This is a genomic window from Neisseria sp. P0006.S004, assembly GCF_051963015.1.
Classification (GTDB): Bacteria; Pseudomonadota; Gammaproteobacteria; order Burkholderiales; family Neisseriaceae; genus Neisseria.
The window spans coordinates 119,594-138,833 of record NZ_JBQCUS010000001.1 but is presented as its reverse complement, the minus strand read 5'-3'; the positions used below and the strand labels follow the sequence as shown (position 1 = coordinate 138,833).

General features: G+C 50.7%; 15 protein-coding genes. 8 read left to right on the top strand and 7 right to left on the bottom strand.

Annotated features, from left to right (window positions below; all coding sequences use genetic code 11):
* Positions 1 to 35: 35 nt before the first annotated feature.
* Together acnB and ACTHR2_RS00635 are read right to left on the bottom strand one after the other, a co-directional pair.
* On the bottom strand, positions 36 to 2,621 hold the full coding sequence (acnB, locus tag ACTHR2_RS00640; protein WP_263341090.1) for a bifunctional aconitate hydratase 2/2-methylisocitrate dehydratase: 2,586 nt from the start codon (positions 2,619 to 2,621) through the stop codon (positions 36 to 38).
* Between the two features lie 200 nt (positions 2,622 to 2,821).
* Positions 2,822 to 3,859, bottom strand: a complete 1,038-nt coding sequence (locus ACTHR2_RS00635; protein WP_263341088.1) for a sensor histidine kinase — start codon at positions 3,857 to 3,859, stop codon at positions 2,822 to 2,824.
* Between the two features lie 93 nt (positions 3,860 to 3,952).
* On the opposite strand from ACTHR2_RS00635, the gene argH reads away from it, so the two are divergent.
* Together argH and ACTHR2_RS00625 are read left to right on the top strand one after the other, a co-directional pair.
* The gene (gene argH / locus ACTHR2_RS00630) at positions 3,953 to 5,332 is read left to right on the top strand and encodes an argininosuccinate lyase (RefSeq protein WP_263341086.1); all 1,380 of its coding nucleotides are present in this window, start codon (positions 3,953 to 3,955) and stop codon (positions 5,330 to 5,332) included.
* Positions 5,333 to 5,503: 171 nt separating this feature from the next.
* Positions 5,504 to 6,028 (top strand): hypothetical protein, encoded by a 525-nt coding sequence (locus tag ACTHR2_RS00625; protein WP_263341084.1) that lies wholly within the window; start codon positions 5,504 to 5,506, stop codon positions 6,026 to 6,028.
* A 50-nt stretch (positions 6,029 to 6,078) separates the two neighbouring features.
* Here ACTHR2_RS00625 and fumC read toward each other — a convergent pair whose 3' ends face one another.
* A complete protein-coding gene (fumC, locus tag ACTHR2_RS00620; protein ID WP_263341083.1) occupies positions 6,079 to 7,467 on the bottom strand; it encodes a class II fumarate hydratase in 1,389 nt (462 codons plus the stop codon).
* Positions 7,468 to 7,775: 308 nt separating this feature from the next.
* Between fumC and ACTHR2_RS00615 the strand changes: the two genes are divergently transcribed.
* The 6 genes from ACTHR2_RS00615 (at position 7,776) to ACTHR2_RS00590 (ending at position 14,799) form a co-directional block, all read left to right on the top strand.
* Entirely contained in the window at positions 7,776 to 9,695 is a 1,920-nt protein-coding gene (locus ACTHR2_RS00615) for a TonB-dependent receptor (protein ID WP_440375236.1), read from the top strand.
* A gap of 56 nt (positions 9,696 to 9,751) precedes the next feature.
* Entirely contained in the window at positions 9,752 to 10,729 is a 978-nt protein-coding gene (locus ACTHR2_RS00610) for an ABC transporter substrate-binding protein (protein WP_440375235.1), read from the top strand.
* A 260-nt stretch (positions 10,730 to 10,989) separates the two neighbouring features.
* Positions 10,990 to 11,787: an ABC transporter permease gene (locus ACTHR2_RS00605; protein ID WP_440375234.1), complete on the top strand. Its 798-nt coding sequence runs from the start codon at positions 10,990 to 10,992 to the stop codon at positions 11,785 to 11,787.
* Positions 11,787 to 12,479, top strand: coding sequence for an ATP-binding cassette domain-containing protein (locus ACTHR2_RS00600; protein ID WP_440375336.1), 693 nt, complete (start codon positions 11,787 to 11,789; stop codon positions 12,477 to 12,479). Before ACTHR2_RS00605 ends, ACTHR2_RS00600 begins: the two co-directional genes overlap by 1 nt.
* Positions 12,480 to 12,791: 312 nt before the next feature.
* Positions 12,792 to 13,406, top strand: coding sequence for a CadD family cadmium resistance transporter (locus tag ACTHR2_RS00595; RefSeq protein ID WP_070814486.1), 615 nt, complete (start codon positions 12,792 to 12,794; stop codon positions 13,404 to 13,406).
* Between the two features lie 295 nt (positions 13,407 to 13,701).
* Complete coding sequence (locus ACTHR2_RS00590; RefSeq protein WP_440375233.1) at positions 13,702 to 14,799, top strand: NnrS family protein; 1,098 nt, start codon at positions 13,702 to 13,704, stop codon at positions 14,797 to 14,799.
* Between the two features lie 52 nt (positions 14,800 to 14,851).
* On the opposite strand, the gene pgi is transcribed toward ACTHR2_RS00590, so the two are convergent.
* From pgi to pgl, 4 genes are all read right to left on the bottom strand, one after another.
* Positions 14,852 to 16,495 carry a glucose-6-phosphate isomerase gene (pgi, locus tag ACTHR2_RS00585; protein WP_440366145.1) on the bottom strand — a complete coding sequence of 548 codons (1,644 nt, stop codon included), beginning with the start codon at positions 16,493 to 16,495 and terminating at the stop codon, positions 14,852 to 14,854.
* A 143-nt stretch (positions 16,496 to 16,638) separates the two neighbouring features.
* On the bottom strand, positions 16,639 to 17,487 hold the full coding sequence (hexR, locus tag ACTHR2_RS00580) for a DNA-binding transcriptional regulator HexR (protein WP_004519348.1): 849 nt from the start codon (positions 17,485 to 17,487) through the stop codon (positions 16,639 to 16,641).
* 77 nt (positions 17,488 to 17,564) lie between these two features.
* On the bottom strand, positions 17,565 to 18,545 hold the full coding sequence (locus ACTHR2_RS00575) for a glucokinase (RefSeq protein ID WP_039861966.1): 981 nt from the start codon (positions 18,543 to 18,545) through the stop codon (positions 17,565 to 17,567).
* The gene (gene pgl, locus ACTHR2_RS00570) at positions 18,526 to 19,221 is read right to left on the bottom strand and encodes a 6-phosphogluconolactonase (RefSeq protein WP_440375232.1); all 696 of its coding nucleotides are present in this window, start codon (positions 19,219 to 19,221) and stop codon (positions 18,526 to 18,528) included. Before pgl ends, ACTHR2_RS00575 begins: the two co-directional genes overlap by 20 nt.
* Positions 19,222 to 19,240 lie beyond the last annotated feature (19 nt).

Genomic DNA, 19,240 nt, shown 5'->3' with positions numbered 1-19,240 from the left:
TTAAGGCCGTCTGAAAATCGGTTTACCTTGCTATATTAAACATTCACTTTCTCGGCTACTTCGTTGTAGCTGTCGATTTCGTTGAAGTTCATGTAGCGGTAGATTTGGTCACCCTGCTCGTTGATGATACCGATATTGGCTTGGTATTCTTCAACAGTCGGGATTTTACCCAGTTTGGAGCAGATTGCCGCCAACTCAGCCGAGCCGAGGTAAACAAAGGTGTTTTTACCCAAGCGGTTCGGGAAGTTACGGGTAGAAGTGGACATTACAGTCGCGCCTTCGTGTACTTGTGCTTGGTTACCCATACACAATGAGCAACCCGGCATTTCCATACGCGCGCCTGCACGGCCGAGTACACCGTAGTGACCTTCGTCAGACAACTCTTTCGCATCCATTTTGGTCGGAGGCGCCATCCACAGACGTACAGGGATGTCGGTTTTACCTTCCAAGAGTTTGGAAGCGGCGCGGAAGTGGCCGATGTTGGTCATACAAGAACCGATGAACACTTCATCAATTTTGGTGCCGGAGCGTTCAGACATGAAGCACACATCGTCAGGGTCATTCGGGCAAGCAATAATCGGCTCTTTAATGTCGTCCATGTTGATTTCAATCACGGCGGCGTATTCGGCATCTTTATCCGCTTCGAGCAATTCAGGATTTGCCAACCATGCTTCCATGGCTTTGATACGGCGTTCCAAAGTGCGAGGATCTTGATAGCCGTTGGCAATCATGTTTTTCATCAACACAATGTTGGATTTCATGTACTCGATAATCGGCTCTTTATTGAGCTTCACAGTACAGCCTGCAGCGGAGCGTTCGGCAGACGCGTCAGTCAATTCAAAGGCTTGTTCCACTTTCAAATCAGGCAGGCCTTCGATTTCGAGGATGCGGCCTGAGAAGATGTTTTTCTTACCGGCTTTGGCAACGGTCAGCAAACCTTGTTTAATCGCGTACAACGGAATGGCGTTCACCAAATCGCGCAGGGTTACGCCCGGTTGCAGTTTGCCGCTGAAGCGTACCAATACGGACTCAGGCATATCGAGCGGCATTACGCCGGTAGCTGCTGCGAAAGCAACCAAGCCCGAACCGGCAGGGAAAGAAATACCGATAGGGAAACGGGTGTGGCTATCGCCGCCGGTACCGACTGTATCAGGCAACAGCAGACGGTTGAGCCATGAGTGAATCACGCCGTCGCCCGGACGCAGAGATACACCGCCACGGGTAGAGATGAAGGCAGGCAATTCTTTATGGGTTCTGACATCGACAGGTTTCGGATAAGCAGCGGTGTGACAGAAAGACTGCATCACCATATCTGCTGAGAAGCCCAAGCAAGCCAGGTCTTTCAATTCGTCGCGAGTCATCGGACCGGTAGTATCTTGCGAGCCGACAGTAGTCATGCGTGGTTCGCAGTAAGTACCCGGACGCACGCCTTTGCCTTCCGGCAAACCGCAGGCGCGACCAACCATTTTTTGAGCCAATGTGAAACCGGCTTTGCTTTCAGCTGGCGCTTGAGGCAGACGGAACTCGGTAGAAGCAGGCAATTTCAGTGCTTCGCGCGCTTTGGCAGTCAGACCGCGACCGATAATCAGGTTAATACGACCACCGGCTTGCACTTCGTCCAGCAATACTTGAGATTTCAGGCTGAACTCGGCAACAGTTTCACCGTTTTTCACGATTTTGCCTTCGTAAGGCAGGATATCGACGACATCGCCCATTTTCAGAGCAGATACATCGACTTCAATCGGCAATGCGCCGGAGTCTTCTTGAGTATTGAAGAAAATAGGCGCAATTTTGCCACCCAAGCATACGCCGCCAAAACGTTTGTTCGGTACGAACGGAATATCTTCGCCTGTATGCCAAATGACGGAGTTGGTCGCGGATTTACGTGAAGAACCGGTACCGACCACGTCGCCAACGTAAGCAACCGGATGGCCTTTGGCTTTGAGTTCTTCCAACAATTTAATCGGACCGACTTCGCCCGGTTTGTCAGGATTGATGCCGTCGCGCGGGTTTTTCAACATCGCCAGCGCGTGCAGAGGGATATCAGGACGGCTCCATGCGTCAGGTGCAGGAGAGAGGTCGTCTGTATTGGTTTCACCGTCGACTTTGAAGACGGTAACAGTGATTTTTTCTGGAACTTTGGCACGAGAAGTGAACCATTCGGCATCAGCCCAAGATTGCAATACTTCTTGCGCGTATTTATTGCCTTTTTCGGCTTTTTCTTGAACATCGTGGAAAGAGTCAAACATCAACAGAGTGTGTTTCAGACCATTTGCAGCGATAGGCGCAAGTTTGTCGTTGTCCAAGAGTTCGATGAGTGCATGAATGTTGTAACCTCCAAGCATGGTACCCAACAGCTCGGTAGCATACTCAGGGGAAATCAACGGGCTGGATGCGCTGCCTTCGGCAACGGCAGCCAAAAATGAGGCCTTAACTTTGGCGGCATCGTCCACACCGGGCGGTACACGGTGAGCCAACAGCTCAACCAAGAATTCACCTTCACCGGCAGGCGGATTTTTCAGCAGCTCAACCAAATCAGCGGTTTGCTGAGCAGTCAGAGGAAGGGCGGGAATACCAAGGGCAGCGCGCTCGGCGGCGGCTTTACGATAGGCTTCTAACATCTCTTTGTTCCTTTTTCTGTTTTTTCTTCTGGGCAGTTGCAAATGATTTGCAATTAAAGATTGTAAACAATCCTTTTAAGCATCATAGACCAGTTTTCAAAAAATGGGAACAGTTATGTTACTGAATGTAATAAATTTAAACTATTTTATTTAATGTATTAATAGTTTAATCTATCTAACGCCGCCCTCTCTTGTATGTTTTAGCCAAACAGACGGGAAACTTCGGCTGATTTTTTACGGTACGGCAAGATGATTTCAACGCGGAACAGGCCGTCTGATTGGAGGCTTCTGATTTTCGCATCGGTGTCATACATCAAAGTCAGGCGCTCTTTCAGGTTGCGTAAGGCCATAGAATTGCCTTTATGCGGCTTGGTATTTTCATTAGGTTCCGTTCCGCACGGATTCTCGATACTGATGAAAATAGAGGATTTTTCCAATTTTGTTAATACCGTAATTATCCCTGGACGGTGGGTGGATTCGACACCATGAAAGACGGCATTTTCCAAAAGCGGCTGCAGCAGCAGATGCGGCGTTTCCGCATCGTCGGGCGCATGGTGTTGCCACATAACCTGTACGCGCATATGCCCCATGCGGATTTGCTCGATGGCAATATATTCCTGCGCCCATTCGATTTCCTGCCCCAAGGTACTGTTTTGACTGCCGTCGCGCAACTGTGCGCGGAACAGGTTGGCCAGATTTTCCAGCAAAGTTTCCGCATCATACGGACGCAGACGAATTAAGCTGATGGCGGCATTCAGGCTGTTAAACAAGAAATGCGGACGGATACGCGCCGTCAACGCGCTCAGCCTGGCTTCGGAAATGGAAGGCGCAAGGCTGTTGCGGCGGGCGGCTTCGATGTACATGAAACTGAAACAAAAAAAGGTCAGCAAAAAGAAGTGTTGAATCAGCTGCCACATCTCTGTCTTCAAAATCACTACATCGACAAACAAAAAAATCAGCAGGTTGGAGACGTAGGAAATCACGACGCTGTACTGCGAGCGAAGCAGGGACGGCGCAAATGCCTGTAAAAAATAGACCTTAAGTAAAATTAAGAGGATGACGGGGCAAGCCCATGAAAAATGTTGGAAAATCTGTTCCGGATAAGGCACGCCCGATACCGTCATCAACGGAAAGATAAACAAACTGATTAATAAAACAATAAGCAGGCGCACCAAAGTTGCGGAATTGCGCAAATCCGGCACTGCGAAATTCTGGTTTATTTGACGTATAATAGACATGATTTCAACCGTTTTCTTTCATAATGTATAGACGGGTCTGCTATATTGAAGACGTAGACCCTGTTTTTTTATTTATATTTTAAGGATGCTGATATGAGCAAGGACAAAACCTGGTCAGGCCGTTTTAACGAACCTGTTTCCGAGCTGGTCAAAAAATATACCGGCTCGATTGATTTTGACAAACGGCTGGCAGAATGGGACATCCAAGGCTCGCTGGCACACGCGCAAATGCTGACACAGTCGGGCGTTTTGAGCGAAGACGACCTCTCCGCCATCCGTCAGGGCATGGCCGAGATTATAGCAGAAATCAAGGAAGGAACTATTTCCTGGTCGCTGGATTTGGAAGATGTCCACATGAACATCGAACGCCGCCTCACCGACAAAATCGGCGACGCCGGCAAACGCCTGCACACCGGCCGCAGCCGCAACGACCAAGTCGCTACCGACATCCGCCTGTGGCTGCGCGATCAAATTACCGTTATCCAAAGCCTGATTCAAAACCTTCAGACGGCCTTGGTTGATTTGGCGGAGCAAAATGCCGAAACGGTCATGCCCGGCTTTACCCATCTGCAAGTCGCCCAGCCGGTCAGCTTCGGGCATCACATGCTCGCCTACGTTGAAATGCTCGGCCGCGATTTTGAGCGCATGGCCGACTGCCGCAAACGCGTCAACCGTATGCCACTCGGCGCCGCCGCACTGGCCGGTACCACCTACCCGATTCAGCGCGAAATCACCGCTGAATTGCTGGGTTTTGAGCAAATCTGCCAAAACTCGCTCGATGCCGTGTCTGACCGCGATTTTGCCATTGAGTTCACCGCCGCCGCCTCGCTGATTATGGTTCACCTGAGCCGCCTGTCTGAAGAATTGATTTTGTGGATGAGCCCGCGTTTCGGCTTTATCGACATTGCCGACCGTTTCTGCACCGGCTCGTCTATCATGCCGCAAAAGAAAAACCCCGACGTGCCCGAACTCGTGCGCGGTAAATCCGGTCGCGTGATTGGCCACCTTATCGGCCTGGTTACCCTGATGAAATCGCAACCTTTGGCATACAACAAAGACAATCAGGAAGACAAAGAGCCACTGTTTGACACTGCCGACACGCTTATCGACACCCTGCGCATTTACGCCGACATGATGCGCGGCGTAACCGTCAAACCCGACAATATGCGCGCCGCCGTGATGCAGGGCTTCGCTACTGCCACCGATTTGGCGGATTACTTGGTGAAAAAGGGCATGCCTTTCCGCGACAGCCACGAAGTCGTTGCCCAAGCCGTGCGCCATGCTGATGAAGCTGGCGTTGATTTGAGCGAATTGCCACTCGAAGTCCTGCAAGGTTTCAGCGGTTTGATTGCCGAAGATGTGTACACTGTGCTGACACCCGAAGGCAGCTTAAACGCGCGCAACCACTTGGGCGGCACCGCGCCTGAACAAGTCCGTTTCCAAGTGAAACGCTGGCGTGAATTGTTGGCTTAAACCCATCTAAACACATAATAAAAGGCCGTCTGAAAATTTTCAGACGGCCTTTTGATTGCCCGTGTTACACTCAACCTCACAATAAAAACAGATAAAACCTAAACTTACCTTCAAACGAGAAAACACGCCTCCTGACTTTGCCGCCGTCTTCAAACAAAAAAAGGAGTAAGGATGAAAAACATTGTCTTAAAATTGATCATGATCTGCCTATGCTGCGGATGCTATGCCGTATTCGTTGCCTGGGAAAATGGCGGATTCAGCCAGCTCCATGATTTTCAAGCAATAGAGAGCAACGGTATGAGCGCATACCTTCATCAAACCTCCGCCGCCACCATGCAGGCTGAAAAAAACGAGCTGTCGATTTTGCAAAACAACCAAAACAGCTTAGCCTCTTGCGTCGGCATTGAATCTTTATGCGAACACGCCAAGCCGGGCATCTGGGTTGAACATGCCAAATTCTTACAACACAAAGACACGGGCAAATTATTGGTACTTTCGTTGGATTATTTGGAAAACAATGACACCGCAAAAACCCTACACAACCGCTATACTGCATCGCTCCTCCCCCAAGCAGACAGAACGGAAGCGTGGCATTATGCCCGGCGTACATTTTTGAGCTCAATAATATTTCTAATGGGCATCCATCTGCTGCCAATGATTTTTGCCCTATTCGAAGAAAAGACAAGCGCAGCATAAAAACATGCTGTCTGAACACATTTTCAGACGGCATGTTTCATTATTAAAGCTTAACGCGGATGAACCATATCGGCAGGAACAACCAATTCATCAAACTCTTCGCCTGTCAACAAGCCCAGTTCAATGGCGGTTTCGCGCAACGATTTATCGTTTTTATAGGCGGTTTTGGCGACTTTGGCGGCGTTTTCGTAGCCGATTTTACGGTTTAACGCAGTAACCAACATCAGGGAATGGTGCAGGAAATAGTCGATTTTTTCCGGTACGGGTTCGATGCCGACGGCGCAGTTTTCGTTGAAGCTGTTGCACGCATCGCCCAAGAGGCGGATGGATTGCAAGAGATTGTAAGCGATAACGGGCATATAGACGTTCAGCTCGAAATTGCCCGACGCGCCCGCCATGCCGATGGTAACGTCGTTGCCGAACACTTGGCAGCACACCATGGTCATCGCTTCGCATTGGGTCGGGTTGACTTTGCCCGGCATGATGGACGAACCCGGCTCGTTTTCGGGGATTTTGATTTCGCCCAAACCGCAGCGCGGGCCGCTTGCCAGCCAGCGGATGTCGTTGGCGATTTTGTTCAGGCTTGCCGCCAGCGTTTTTAATGCGCCCGAAGCGGCAACGGCGGCATCGCGTCCACCCAAGGCTTCAAATTTGTTCGGCGCGCTGACAAACGGCAGACCGGACAATTCGGCAAGTTTGGCAGCAGCTTTTTCGGCGTATTCGGGATGGCTGTTTAAACCCGTGCCGACTGCCGTGCCGCCCAAGGCAAGTTCATACAAGTCTTTAAGTGCATCGTTCAGACGGCCTAAACCGTGATCGAGCTGGGAAACGTAGCCGGAAAACTCTTGTCCCAAAGTCAACGGCGTCGCATCCTGCAAATGGGTGCGGCCAATTTTGACGATGGGAGCAAATTCTTTGGCTTTTTTGTCCAATGTGTCGCGCAGGGCTTTTACCGCCGGAATAAGGTGGCGGTTGATTTCAATCGCGGCGGCGACGTGGATGGCGGTCGGAAACGCATCATTGGTCGATTGCGCGTGGTTCACATGGTCGTTGGGATGGACGGGCTGATACGCCGCCAAACCCGTACCGGCGATTTCGTTGGCGCGGTTCGCCAGCACTTCGTTCATGTTCATATTGGATTGCGTGCCGGAGCCGGTCTGCCAGACCACTAAGGGGAACTGCCCGTCGAGCTTGCCGTTCAACACATCGTCCGCCGCCTGAGTAATCAAATCCGCCTGTTCAGGCTTAATCCTGCCGAGGGCAACATTGGTGGCGGCTGCGGCTTTTTTCACCAACGCCAAAGCATAAATCAGCGGCTGCGGCAGGGTTTCGCCGCCGATTTTGAAATTGTTGCGGCTGCGCTGGGTTTGCGCGCCCCAATAGGCTTCGGACGGGACTTCGACATTGCCCATGGTGTCGTGTTCGGTACGGGTACTCATGCGTTTCTCCTATATTTAAACAGAAATAATAATGATTCGTAAATTTATTATACCCAGCAAAAGACCGTCTGAAAAGAGAGAGGTTTTCAGACGGCCTTTTGCTTTATCAACCTGAAATATTAATAGAAGATAAAACCCGATTTCGGAGCAAATACAACCTGCGCCGCCGCTCCCCTCTTCTAAAAATTTTCCTCCTTGCCGATTTGTATTTTGCGCTAGGTGTTTATCGACAATAAATACCTTATCGTTTCTTTACTTTGTTTCTCTCCAAGAGCATAATGAATAAAAATGATTATCAGGAGATGAAGATGAAACGAAAACATTTGGTTTACCTGTTAATGAGCGGTTTTGCCGCCGCAAACGGCTTTGCCGAAACCTTGGCAGACCCCGATGAAATCCAGCCTGTCAAAACCTTCTCCCCTCCCAAACCGATTGCACCGACCGCCGCACAAGGCTATTTCCCCGAAAACCAATTCGACCGCACCGACCGCAACGATCACTACTTTGTTACCGAAAACATAGACCAAGCCTTCCGTCCGCTGAAAGCAAACAGCGGCTTTTACGGCAAAAGTTTTTACAATTCCGTTACCGCGCAAGCGCGCGGGGCAAAAGTGTACGGCGTGGCCAACCTCAATCACACCAAGGCCAACGGCTACAAAGACGGCGACAGCAATCAAACCGATTGGAAATACAGCCGTTTCAATCAAGCCTTGGTACTCGGTTTTGTGCCGTCTGAAAATCAGGAATACCGCCTCACCTACCTACACGACGACATCAACAACGACCGCCAACCGCAGTTCGTCAACGACGCATTAGATACCGAACGCCACATCGCCAAACTCAACGCGCGTTGGGGTAATGCCGATTTGAGCAATACGGTCAGCGCAGAAGCAGGTGTCATCAAACTCAAACGCCATGCTGACAATTACTCCCTGCGCCTAAACAACACGCCGCAGCAAGTGTTCGTAGAGCTTGACCGCAAAGTGTACGACTTCTCGCTCAAACACGATGCGGATTTCGGCAAATTCCACAACACCGCTGCCGTCAGCTACCGCAACGACAGCCAAAACGGCGAGCGCAACGCCCACACCGTCATGCGCGATTTCCTCAACGGCTACCGTTTCGCCGATGTACACCTCGACCGCTGGCGCATCGCCGATACCCTGTCTTACAAGTTTGACGACCAACACAAACTGGGCTTGGGCTTAAGCTACGAAATCAACGAAGCGGACGTTCGCAAAAATACGGCGCAGCCCGCCCATCCGATGAACCGCAACCTTGCCTTCGCCTCATCGCAACAAATCTGGAAAACCCATTACGGCTACGACTTCAACGGCAAAGTGCGCCGTCATGCCTTCTCAGGCGAACTCAAATACGATTTCACGCCGTCTGAAACGCAAAAATACAGCGTTTCCCTTGCTCACTTAGAACGCATCGGCGACAACACCGAACGCTTCAACTCGCTTGCCGCCATCGTGCAAAACCGCATGAACGGCGCGCTGATGAACCCAAACCCAACCGCTGCCATCGCAGGCAATCCCCTGCTGAAAACCGAAAAACACAACCGCATCAAACTCACCGCCGACAGCCGCAACGACTACTACAACGGCTATATGAACTCGCTCGCAGGAGCTGGCTGGAACGTGGGCGGCACACTTGTGGCGGACAAAGTCAAAGACCTGATTATTTTTGACCGCGCCCACGGACAAAGCGGCACGGCTTCCAAAGGCGGCGGCATCATCACACGCAACGTGGACGCACGATTGTTTACCGCGCAGGCCTACGCGCGTTACAACTTCAATCCGCATTGGGCGGCAGGCATCAAAGCCGCCTACAACTATGGGCACAACGAAACCGACGGCAGGCCGCTCTATCAAATCCGTCCGTTTGAAGCCGCCGTCCAAGCCGACTACAAAAACTACTTTGCCCACGGCAGCTACAACATCGGTGCCGCAACACGCTTTGTCGCCAAACAAACGCGTGGCGATTTTGATGCGGCAAGCGGCCTGGGCATAGACAAACGCGAAGCCGCCAAAGGCTTTACCGTTGCCGACCTTTACGCAGGCGTAAACATCAAAGACAAATACGGCTTACGCTTAGGCGTGAACAATGTGTTCAACAAAAAATACGCCGAATACATCAGCGGCGACCACGTCCTTGCCCTATCCCCCAGCGTAGTGTATGCACCGGGCAGGACATATTGGTTGAGTTTGCATGCGGCGTTTTAAAATCAGGCCGTCTGAAAGAATGCCTGCATTGGCTTATTAAGAATTAGGAGATAAAAATGGATATGAAAAGACGCGATTTCTTAAAAATGACTGCCGCGCTGGCAGCAGCAAGCGTTTCGCCTTCGCTGCTGGCGGCGGGGAAAGAGCAGTTTACCGTATACGGCGCGCCGGCGATGCCCAGCGTAACCATTGCCGTAGCGGCGTTGCAAGGCAAGCTGGCGAAACAGGCTGATGTGTCGCTGAAAATTTGGCGTTCGCCCGACCAACTGCGCGCGGGCGTGGCGAGCGGGCAATTTAAAGTGATGATGAGTCCGAGCAATGTCGGCGTAAACCTGCACAACCAAGGGCAGAAAGTCGGCATGGTCAATATTTTGACCAACGGCATCACGCAGCTGATGTGCAAAGGCAGCGCGATTGCCTCGCCGCAGGATTTGGTCGGCAAAAAAATCCTCGTGCCGTTTAAAAACGACATGCCCGACATCGTGTTGCAAGCCTTGTTGAAAAAACTGAAAATCGACGCGCACAAAGTCGGCATCACTTACACCGCCACTCCGCCCGAAGCAGTCGGACTGTTTTTAAGCAAAGACTACCACGCCGCCATCCTGCCCGAGCCGATGGCAACCGCCAGCCTACTTAAAGGCAAAACCATGGGCATAAACGTTGTGCGCGGTTTTGACTTAGTAAAAGCATGGGGGCAGGCGTTTGACACCAAACCGCTGATTCCGATGGCGGGCATCATCGCCAACGAAGAATATTTCCACGCGCACAAAGCGCAATTTGACCTCTTCCATCAGGATTTGAAAAACGCGCTCAACTGGATACTTGCCAACCGCCAAAGCGCGGCGAAAATCGGCAAAAACTACCTCCCGGCCCCCGAACCCGCCCTAGTCATGGGCTTGGACGGCGCGCGGCTGACGGTAACCAAAGGCAGCGAAGTGAAGAACGAGATTTTGAAGTTTTACGAAATCCTGATGCAGTTCAACCCGAAACTTCTAGGCGGTAAACTGCCGGATAATGGGTTCTTCTTGGCTTAAAATGGGAGAAAGGCCGTCTGAAAGTGTAGAATAATTGCAAGTATTCAATCTTCTATTTTCAGACGACCTCAGAGCATTATCCGCTGCGTAGGTTAAATCAATTCCCAGCAGCGTAGGTCGGATTCTTGAATCCGACATTTCGGCTAAACGGGGGCTGTCGGATACGAGTATCCGACCTACTTTTTTTCAGACGGCCTATCCTTGCCAAAACATAACGGCCTTTCCTTTCCAAAACATAACGACAAACCAACACTCAAACCATGATTAAAACCGACAAAATCCGCAAACCGCAGCCTGCGCTGTTTTACATCATCGACTACCTTTGGAGCGGCTTTGCCGGTTTGAGCGTGGCGATGGTGGTGGTGGCGTTGTGGGCGTGGGGCAGTGCCGTGTTCGGCGAATTTATGCTGCCTGCGCCGGTAGAGGTGTTTCAAAAGTCTTTGGATTTATTGCAACATTTTCAGGAAAACGAAATCGGGATTTCGCTGTGGCGATCGGTGGTGGGTATTTCGGTTGCGCTGGTAGCTGGATTGACAGCGGGGCTGGTGGCGGGCAGTTTTAAGACGGCGATGGCGTTGCTCAAGCCTGTGATTACAATTTTGTTGGCGATGCCGCCGATTATTTGGGTGGTAATGGCGTTGTTTTGGTTCGGTTTCGGCAATCCGAGCGTATTGTTTACCATCATTGTATTGGTTGCGCCGCTGACGTTTGCGAGTGCGGCGGTCGGGATGGCGAGTGTGAACAAGCAGCATGAGGAATTGTTTGACGCTTATAAATTAGGCCGTCTGAAAAAAATCCGTTATCTGTATATCCCGCATCTGACGGGCTATGTGATTTCCAGTGTCGGCGTGGCGGTGGCGATGGGGGTGAAGGTGGTGATTATGGCGGAACTCTTGGGCGCGAGCGAAGGCGTGGGCGCGCGGATTGCAGACGCAAGGGCGATGCTGGAGACTTCGACGGTGATGGCTTATGTGGTGTTGGTTATCGTGTTTGTGTCGCTGTTTGAATACCTGATTACCAAGCCTTTGGAAATTTTGTTTATGCCGTGGAGGAGATGATGCTCTGTCTTGAAAACGTGCGTTTTGAAATTCTCCGCGACCCCATCGTACGCGATTTCAGTTTGAACTTGCAACATGGCGAAGTGAAGGCCTTGTTCGGGCCGAGCGGCTGCGGCAAGACGACGGTTTTGCGGTTGATTGCGGGCTTGGAAACGCCAAAATCGGGCACAATACGCAATACTTTCCGCAAAACGGGTTTTCTGTTTCAGGAAAACCGCTTGCCGGAAAACCTGACCGCGATGCAGAATATCGCGATTTTTATGGACAAACCCGATGAAGGCAAAATCATCGCGCTGGCGGCGAAAGTTGGGTTGACTGCGGGTGATTTGAACAAATATCCGACCGAATTGTCCGGCGGCATGGCGAAACGGGTGGCGTTTTTGCGCCTGCTGCTGTGCGGCTGCGACCTTGCCTTGCTGGACGAGCCGTTTGTCGGTTTGGACCGCGATTTGCGCGATATTTTGGTTGCCATGCTGGTGGAAAAAATCGAGCGGCAGGGCATGGCGTGTATGCTGGTAACGCACGACCGCTTCGAAGCCGCGCGCCTGAGCCATGAAATCATGCTGCTTTCCACTAAGGGCATGAACGTGCAAAACGTGATAACCCTGCCCACGCCGCTGTCCGAACGCGATTCGGCTTTTGAAGAGGTCGTGGTGGCAAGGGAGTTTCAAGGGATTCATTATTATGAGTGATACGGGCATTTGAGTATCTGACAAACCTTGCGGTTCGTTGCCCTCTCCCTAACCCTCTCCCACGGGGAGAGGGGATCAGGTTTCTGAAAATCAGAGGGCGCGTAGGGTTGGGAATCAGTTGGCAGGTAAACCCGAAAATGTTCAGGCTCGACAGCCCAATTCCCTCTCCCCGTGGGAGAGGGCTAGGGAGAGGGTAAGCAAGCCGCAGGCTTGCCTCTTTAGCGAAAGATACGAATCTGTTATCCGAACGCGATTCGGTTTTTGAAAAAGCCGTGGTGCCAAGGGGGCAGAGGATTCATTATGAGGTGCTTTATGTTTTCGACTGTGATTACTGCTGCTGTTTTATATATTGCTACAGCAGTAGATTTGTTGGTAATACTATTAATATTTTTTGCTAGAGCAAATACTAGAAAAGAATATCGAGATATTTATATCGGACAATATTTAGGTTCTGCAATTTTAATATTAGTTAGTTTATTTCTAGCTTTTGTTTTGAATTATGTTCCGGAAAAATGGGTGTTGGGTTTATTAGGTTTAATACCTATTTACTTAGGTATTAAAGTTGCTATTTACGACGATTGTGAGGGCGAAAAAAGAGCTAAAAAAGAATTGGATGAAAAAGGGTTGTCAAAATTAGTCGGTATTGTTGCTTTGGTTACAGTTGCTAGTTGTGGTGCAGATAATATTGGACTTTTTGTTCCTTACTTTGTGACTTTAGATCTTGTTGACTTATTAGTTACTCTTCTTGTATTTTTAATATTGATTTTTGTTTTAGTATATACAGCACAAAGATTGGCTAATATTTCAGGTGTTGGTGAAATTGTAGAGAAGTTTAGTCGTTGGATAATGGCTGTTATTTATATTGGTTTAGGATTATTTATTATTATTGAAAATAATACAATTCAAACAATAATATCAATAATATGAATAATACAGGCATTTGAGTATCTGACAAACCTTGCGGTTCGTTGCCCTCTCCCTAACCCTCTCCCACGGGGAGAGGGAATCAAGTTGCTGAAAATCAAAGAGTGCAGGATTGGGAATTAGATGGCAGGTAAACCTGAAAATGTTCAGGCTCGACAGCCCAATTCCCTCTCCCCGTGGGAGAGGGTTAGGGAGAGGGCAAGCAAGCCGAAGGTTTGCTTCTTCAATACAAGATACAACCCTGTCCTCCCAATAAATCTATATCCGAAAGCATCTTCATGCAGAATCAAGCCAAACCATGAATAAGTTTTTCACCCACCCCATGCGGCCGTTTTTCGTCGGTGCGGCGGTGCTTGCCATACTCGGCGCGTTGGTGTTTTTCATCAGCCCCGGTGCCGTCATTTTGCACCGCCAAATCTTCTTAGAACTCATGCTGCCTGCAGCATACGGCGGCTTCCTGACTGCCGCCATGCTCGAATGGACGGGTTATAAAGGTCGTCTGAAACCTGTCGCTACTTTGATGGCGGCATTGTTGCTCGCCGCATCCGCCATACTGCCCTTTTCGCCGCAAACTGCCTCATTTTTCGTTGCCAGCTATTGGCTGGTATTGCTACTGTTTTGCGCTTGGCTGATTTGGCTCGACCGCAACACCGACAACTTTGCCCTACTAGTGCTGCTCGCTGCATTTACCGTTTTTCAGACGGCCTACGCCGTCAGCGGCGATTTGAACTTACTGCGCGCGCAAGTACATCTGAACATGGCGGCTGTCATGTTTGTATCCGTCCGCGTCAGCATTCTTTTGGGCGCGGAAGCCCTTAAAGAATGCCATCTGAAAGACCCTGTTTTTATTCCAAATATCGTTTATAAAAACATCGCCATTACTTTCCTGCTGTTGCACGCCGCCGCCGAACTTTGGCTGCCTGCGCAAACCGCCGGTTTTACCGCGCTTGCCGTCGGCTTCATCTTGCTTGCCAAGCTGCGTGAGCTTCACCATCATGAACTCCTGCGCAAACACTACGTCCGCACTTATTACCTGCTCCAGCTCTTTGCCGCCGCAGGCTATCTATGGACAGGCGCGGCGAAACTGCAAAATCTGCCTGCCTCCGCGCCCCTGCACCTGATTACCCTCGGCGGCATGATGGGCGGCGTGATGATGGTGTGGCTGACCGCCGGACTGTGGCACAGCGGCTTTACCAAACTTGACTACCCCAAGCTCTGCCGCATTGCCGTTCCCCTACTCTTTATGGCTGCTGTCTCGCGCGCTTTCTTGATGAACGTGAACCCGATATTTTTCATCACCATTCCTTCGATTCTGACTGCCACTGTATTCGTACTATATCTTTTCACATTTGTACCGATATTTCGGGATAATGCATTTACGGATGATCCGGAATAAAACAAAAGGCCGTCTGAAAGTTTCAGACGGCCTTGGCATTTAACTAAATGCTTTATTTGTTGGCATTCAAATAAAGATTAATCAGACGTGTAGTGGAGCTGTCGTGTTTTTGCACTTCGGTCTCGCCGGTCAATTCGGCAAGAATGGTTTTGGCCAGTTGTTTGCCGAGCTCTACGCCCCATTGGTCAAAGCTGTTGATGCCCCAAATAATGCCTTGTACGAAGGTTTTGTGTTCGTACATGGCAATTAGGCTGCCCATATTGCGCGGGTTGATTTTGTCCATGAGGATAAGGTTGGTCGGACGGTTGCCGGAGAAGGTTTTGTGCGGAACCAGCTCTTCGATACGCGCTTCATCCATGCCTTGGGCTTGAAGCTCGGCGCGTACTTCATCAGGCGTTTTGCCGCGCATAAAGGCTTCGGCTTGGGCAAAGACGTTTGCCAACAGGATTTCGTGGTGGCCTTGCAAATTGCTGCGTTTTTCAAGAGAGGCGATGAGGTCAATCGGCGTGATGTGCGTACCTTGGTGCAGCAGTTGGAAGAATGCGTGCTGGCCGTTGATACCGGTTTCGCCCCAAATAATCGGGGAAGTTTCGTAACCGACCGGTTTACCGTCAAGGGTAACTTGTTTGCCGTTGCTCTCCATATCGAGCTGCTGAATGAATTTAGGCAGGCGGTGGAGATGTTGGTCGTAAGGCGCGATAACGTGGCTGCCACCGCCGTAGTAGTTGATGTACCAGATGCCGATAAGGGCGAGGATGACGGGCATGTTGCGCTCTAGCGGCGTATTGATGAAGTGTTGGTCCATCAGGTGTGCGCCGTTGAGCATTTCGATGAAGTTTTCTTCGCCGAGATACAGCATAATCGGCAGGCCGATGGCCGACCACAGGCTGTATCGTCCGCCGACCCAGTCCCAAAATTCAAACATATTGGCGGTATCGATACCGAATTCGGCAACGGCTTTTTGGTTGGTCGATACGGCAACGAAGTGTTTGGCCACGGCGCTTTCATCGCCTGCATGATCCAAGAACCATTTACGCGCAGTCAGGGCGTTGGTCAGGGTTTCTTGGGTGGTAAAGGTTTTGGAGGCGATGATGAAGAGGGTGGTCTCAGGGTGGACTTTGGACAATACGTCGCGCAGTTGGGAGCCGTCCACATTGGAGACGAAGTGCATGTTCAAACGCGGATGGCCGAAAGGCTTGAGCGCAGTACACATCATCAGAGGGCCGAGGTCAGAGCCGCCGATACCGATGTTGACGACGTCGGTAATGACTTGATTGGTATAGCCCAACCAGCTGCCGCTGCGGACTTCATGCGCGAACTCGCCCATGCGTTGCAGGACATGGTTGACCTTAGGCATTACATCTTCGCCATCCACGACGATAGGGGCGTTGGTGCGGTTGCGCAGGGCAACGTGGAGTACGGCGCGGTTTTCTGTCGTATTGATTTTTTCACCGTGGAACATTTGCTGCATCCGTTCCGGCACGCCTGCTTCACGCGCCAACTCGAACAAAAGCGACATGGTTTCGTCGTTGATACGGTTTTTAGAATAATCCAAAGTCAGGCCGCCAACCTGCAGCCAGTAGCGCTCGGCACGTTCGGGATCTTGCTCGAACATTTCGCGCATGTGTTGTTCTTTGGTTTCGTCAAAATGTATCCATAATTTTGACCAAGCTGGTAAATCGTGAAGGTGTTTCATCGGATGCTCTCCTGGATAGTGGACAGTTTTGTTGAGAAAACGGCCGTGAGGTCGTCTGAAACGGGAACGGGATGGTTTCCGTTTTTTGAGGTTTCAGACGGCCTTGATGTGGGTTGGGGCCGTCTGAAAATGTCAGTGAAGAATCAATCTTTATCGTATTCGATGTGTTTGTTATGTATGCTTTTTTTACTTTTTTGCAGTTGCGTGCTGGCAGTGTCACCCAAGCGTAAAGCCAAGCCGATAGCAAGAATGTCGATAACGGCCAACTGCAGAAGACGGGACACCATAGGCGTATAAAGCTCGGCATTTTCCTGAGTAGCAATGCTCAATACACAGTCGGCCATTTGGGCCAACGGTGAATCATTACGGGTCAGCGCGATAACGGCTGCACCGTTTTCTTTGGCGATACTGGCCGCGTCCAACAATTCGATAGATGAGCCGGTATTGGAAATCGCCACCAACACATCCTGCTCGGTCAATACGGAAGCCGCCATCAGCTGGGTATGCGTATCGACATAGGCAACGGTGGACATACCGAAGCGGAAGAATTTGTGTTGCGCATCTTGGGCAACGATGCCGGAATTGCCGACACCATAAAACTCAACGCGTCGCGCGTGCATCAGAATGGCAATCGCGTTTTCCAGTTCGGATTCTTTCAGGAAACGGCGCTCGCCCAAGAGGGAGGCTGCGGCGTTGCCCAATACTTTTTCGACCACGCTGCCCATGTTGTCATCGGCGTTTAATTCTTCATGAACGTAAGGCATGCCTTCGTGGCCGATGCTGGCAGACAAAGCGAGTTTGAACTCAGGCAAGCCTTTGTAACCCAAGCTGCGGCAGAAACGGATTACTGTCGGCTGACTGACGGACGCACGCTCGGCGATTTCCGCCACAGCGGCATGAACGAACCATTTCGGCTCGGCCAGCGCAGATTCGGCAACTTTGCGTTCTGCGCCGGAGAGGTTGGACAATGATTCGCTGATTTTGCTTAACATATACTCTACCCTTTGATTTTTTGACGTTCAGGACAAGGGTTTTTTCCACCCCCTACCCTGCACCGCCGTTTGTGTGTTTAAACGTTATTTAAATGATTGTCTAATGCGACCGCCGCGCCGACGATGCCCGGAAACTCGCTCAATACGACATACACGGGAATGGCGGCAAGATAAGCCTCAAAGCGACCTTTATTTTCAAAGCGGCTGCGGAATGGAGACGTTTTAAAGTAATCCAACACGCGCGGGATAATGCCGCCGCACAAATACACGCCGCCGCGCGCACCCAATGACAAAGCCAAATTGGAAGCAACCGTACCCAGCATGGCGCAGAAAATATCCAAAGTCTGACGGCAAATCGGCGATGTTCCGCTCAATGTCTTATCGGTGATTTCAGAAGGCTTCAGACGGCATTGTTTGATGTTGTCGCGTTTGGCCAATGCTTCGTAAATCAGGCTCAAACCTGCGCCGCTCAAGAAACGCTCGGCAGAAACATGGCCGTATTTGTTTTTAGCGTATTGCCAAATCAATACTTCCATATCGTCAAACGGCGGGAAGCTGGTATGGCCGCCCTCGCCTGCCAACGCCACCCAGCCGGCAGCGCTGTGCACCAAACCGCTGACACCCAAACCGGTACCCGGACCGATAACGGCTTTAGGCGCAAATTCGATGGGTTTTTGACCGCCGATTTGTATCAAGTCTTTCTTATCGGTTTTTGTTACCGCCAAAGCCTGGGCAGTAAAGTCGTTCAACAGAATCAACGTTTCAAAACCCAAAGCCTGGCGGGTGGTTTCGATGGAGAATGCCCAGTGGTGGTTGGTCATCTGCACCCAGTCGCCCAAAATCGGATTGGCAATCGCAAAGGCGGCGTGCAAGACTTTCGGACTGCCTGCGCGTTCCAAATAAGTTTTGGCGGCATCGACAATGGTGTCGTAATCCTGGCAAGGCAAGACTTCAGCCTTTTCAATGACCTGTGGTGCAGTTTCAAGTGCAAAACGGGCATTCGTACCGCCGATATCGGCGACCAAACGAGGATAAGCTTCAGTGTGCATAGTAGACATGGCAGTTAATTCCTTGGTGATTGAGAATCAGACTGGTCGGATATTCGGTATCGGCCCTTGCGGCGGCTTTATCAAATACTGCTTTTTTCTCTGCGCCTTGAATAGCCAAAAATACATTCGGCGTTTTGGCAATCGCACCCAAAGTCATGCTCACACGCTCATGCGGCGCGGTAACTGGCGTAGTATGAATCAATGTCGGGTCATTGGCTTCATTGATTGCTGCCTGTAATTGAGGCGCTTGAGGGAACAACGACGCCGTATGTCCGTCTGAACCCATGCCCAACACCAGTACGTCAGGTTGCTTGTAATGTTTCAATGCATAAGCAACGACAACTTCAGGTTGTAATTCAGTTTCAGACTTTCCGTCTTCAACAAAAGGAATCCATGTGGCAACGGCCGCGTTATTTTTGAGCAGATATTCGCGTACCAAGCCTGTATTGCTGTCGGCATGCGTGGTCGGAACGATACGCTCGTCCACCAAAGTAATGCCGACGTTTTGCCAATTTAAATCTTTTTGCGACAAAGCCTCGAAAAATGCAATCGGCGAACGACCGCCGGAAACAGCCAAAACCGCATGGCCTTTCTCATTCAACGCGGTTTGCAATGCGGCGGCAACAGCATCGGCGAGAGCTTGCGCGGCAGTTGCAGCGTTTTCTTGTTCGTGCCAAACAAACATGTTTCGTCCTTTCATGGTT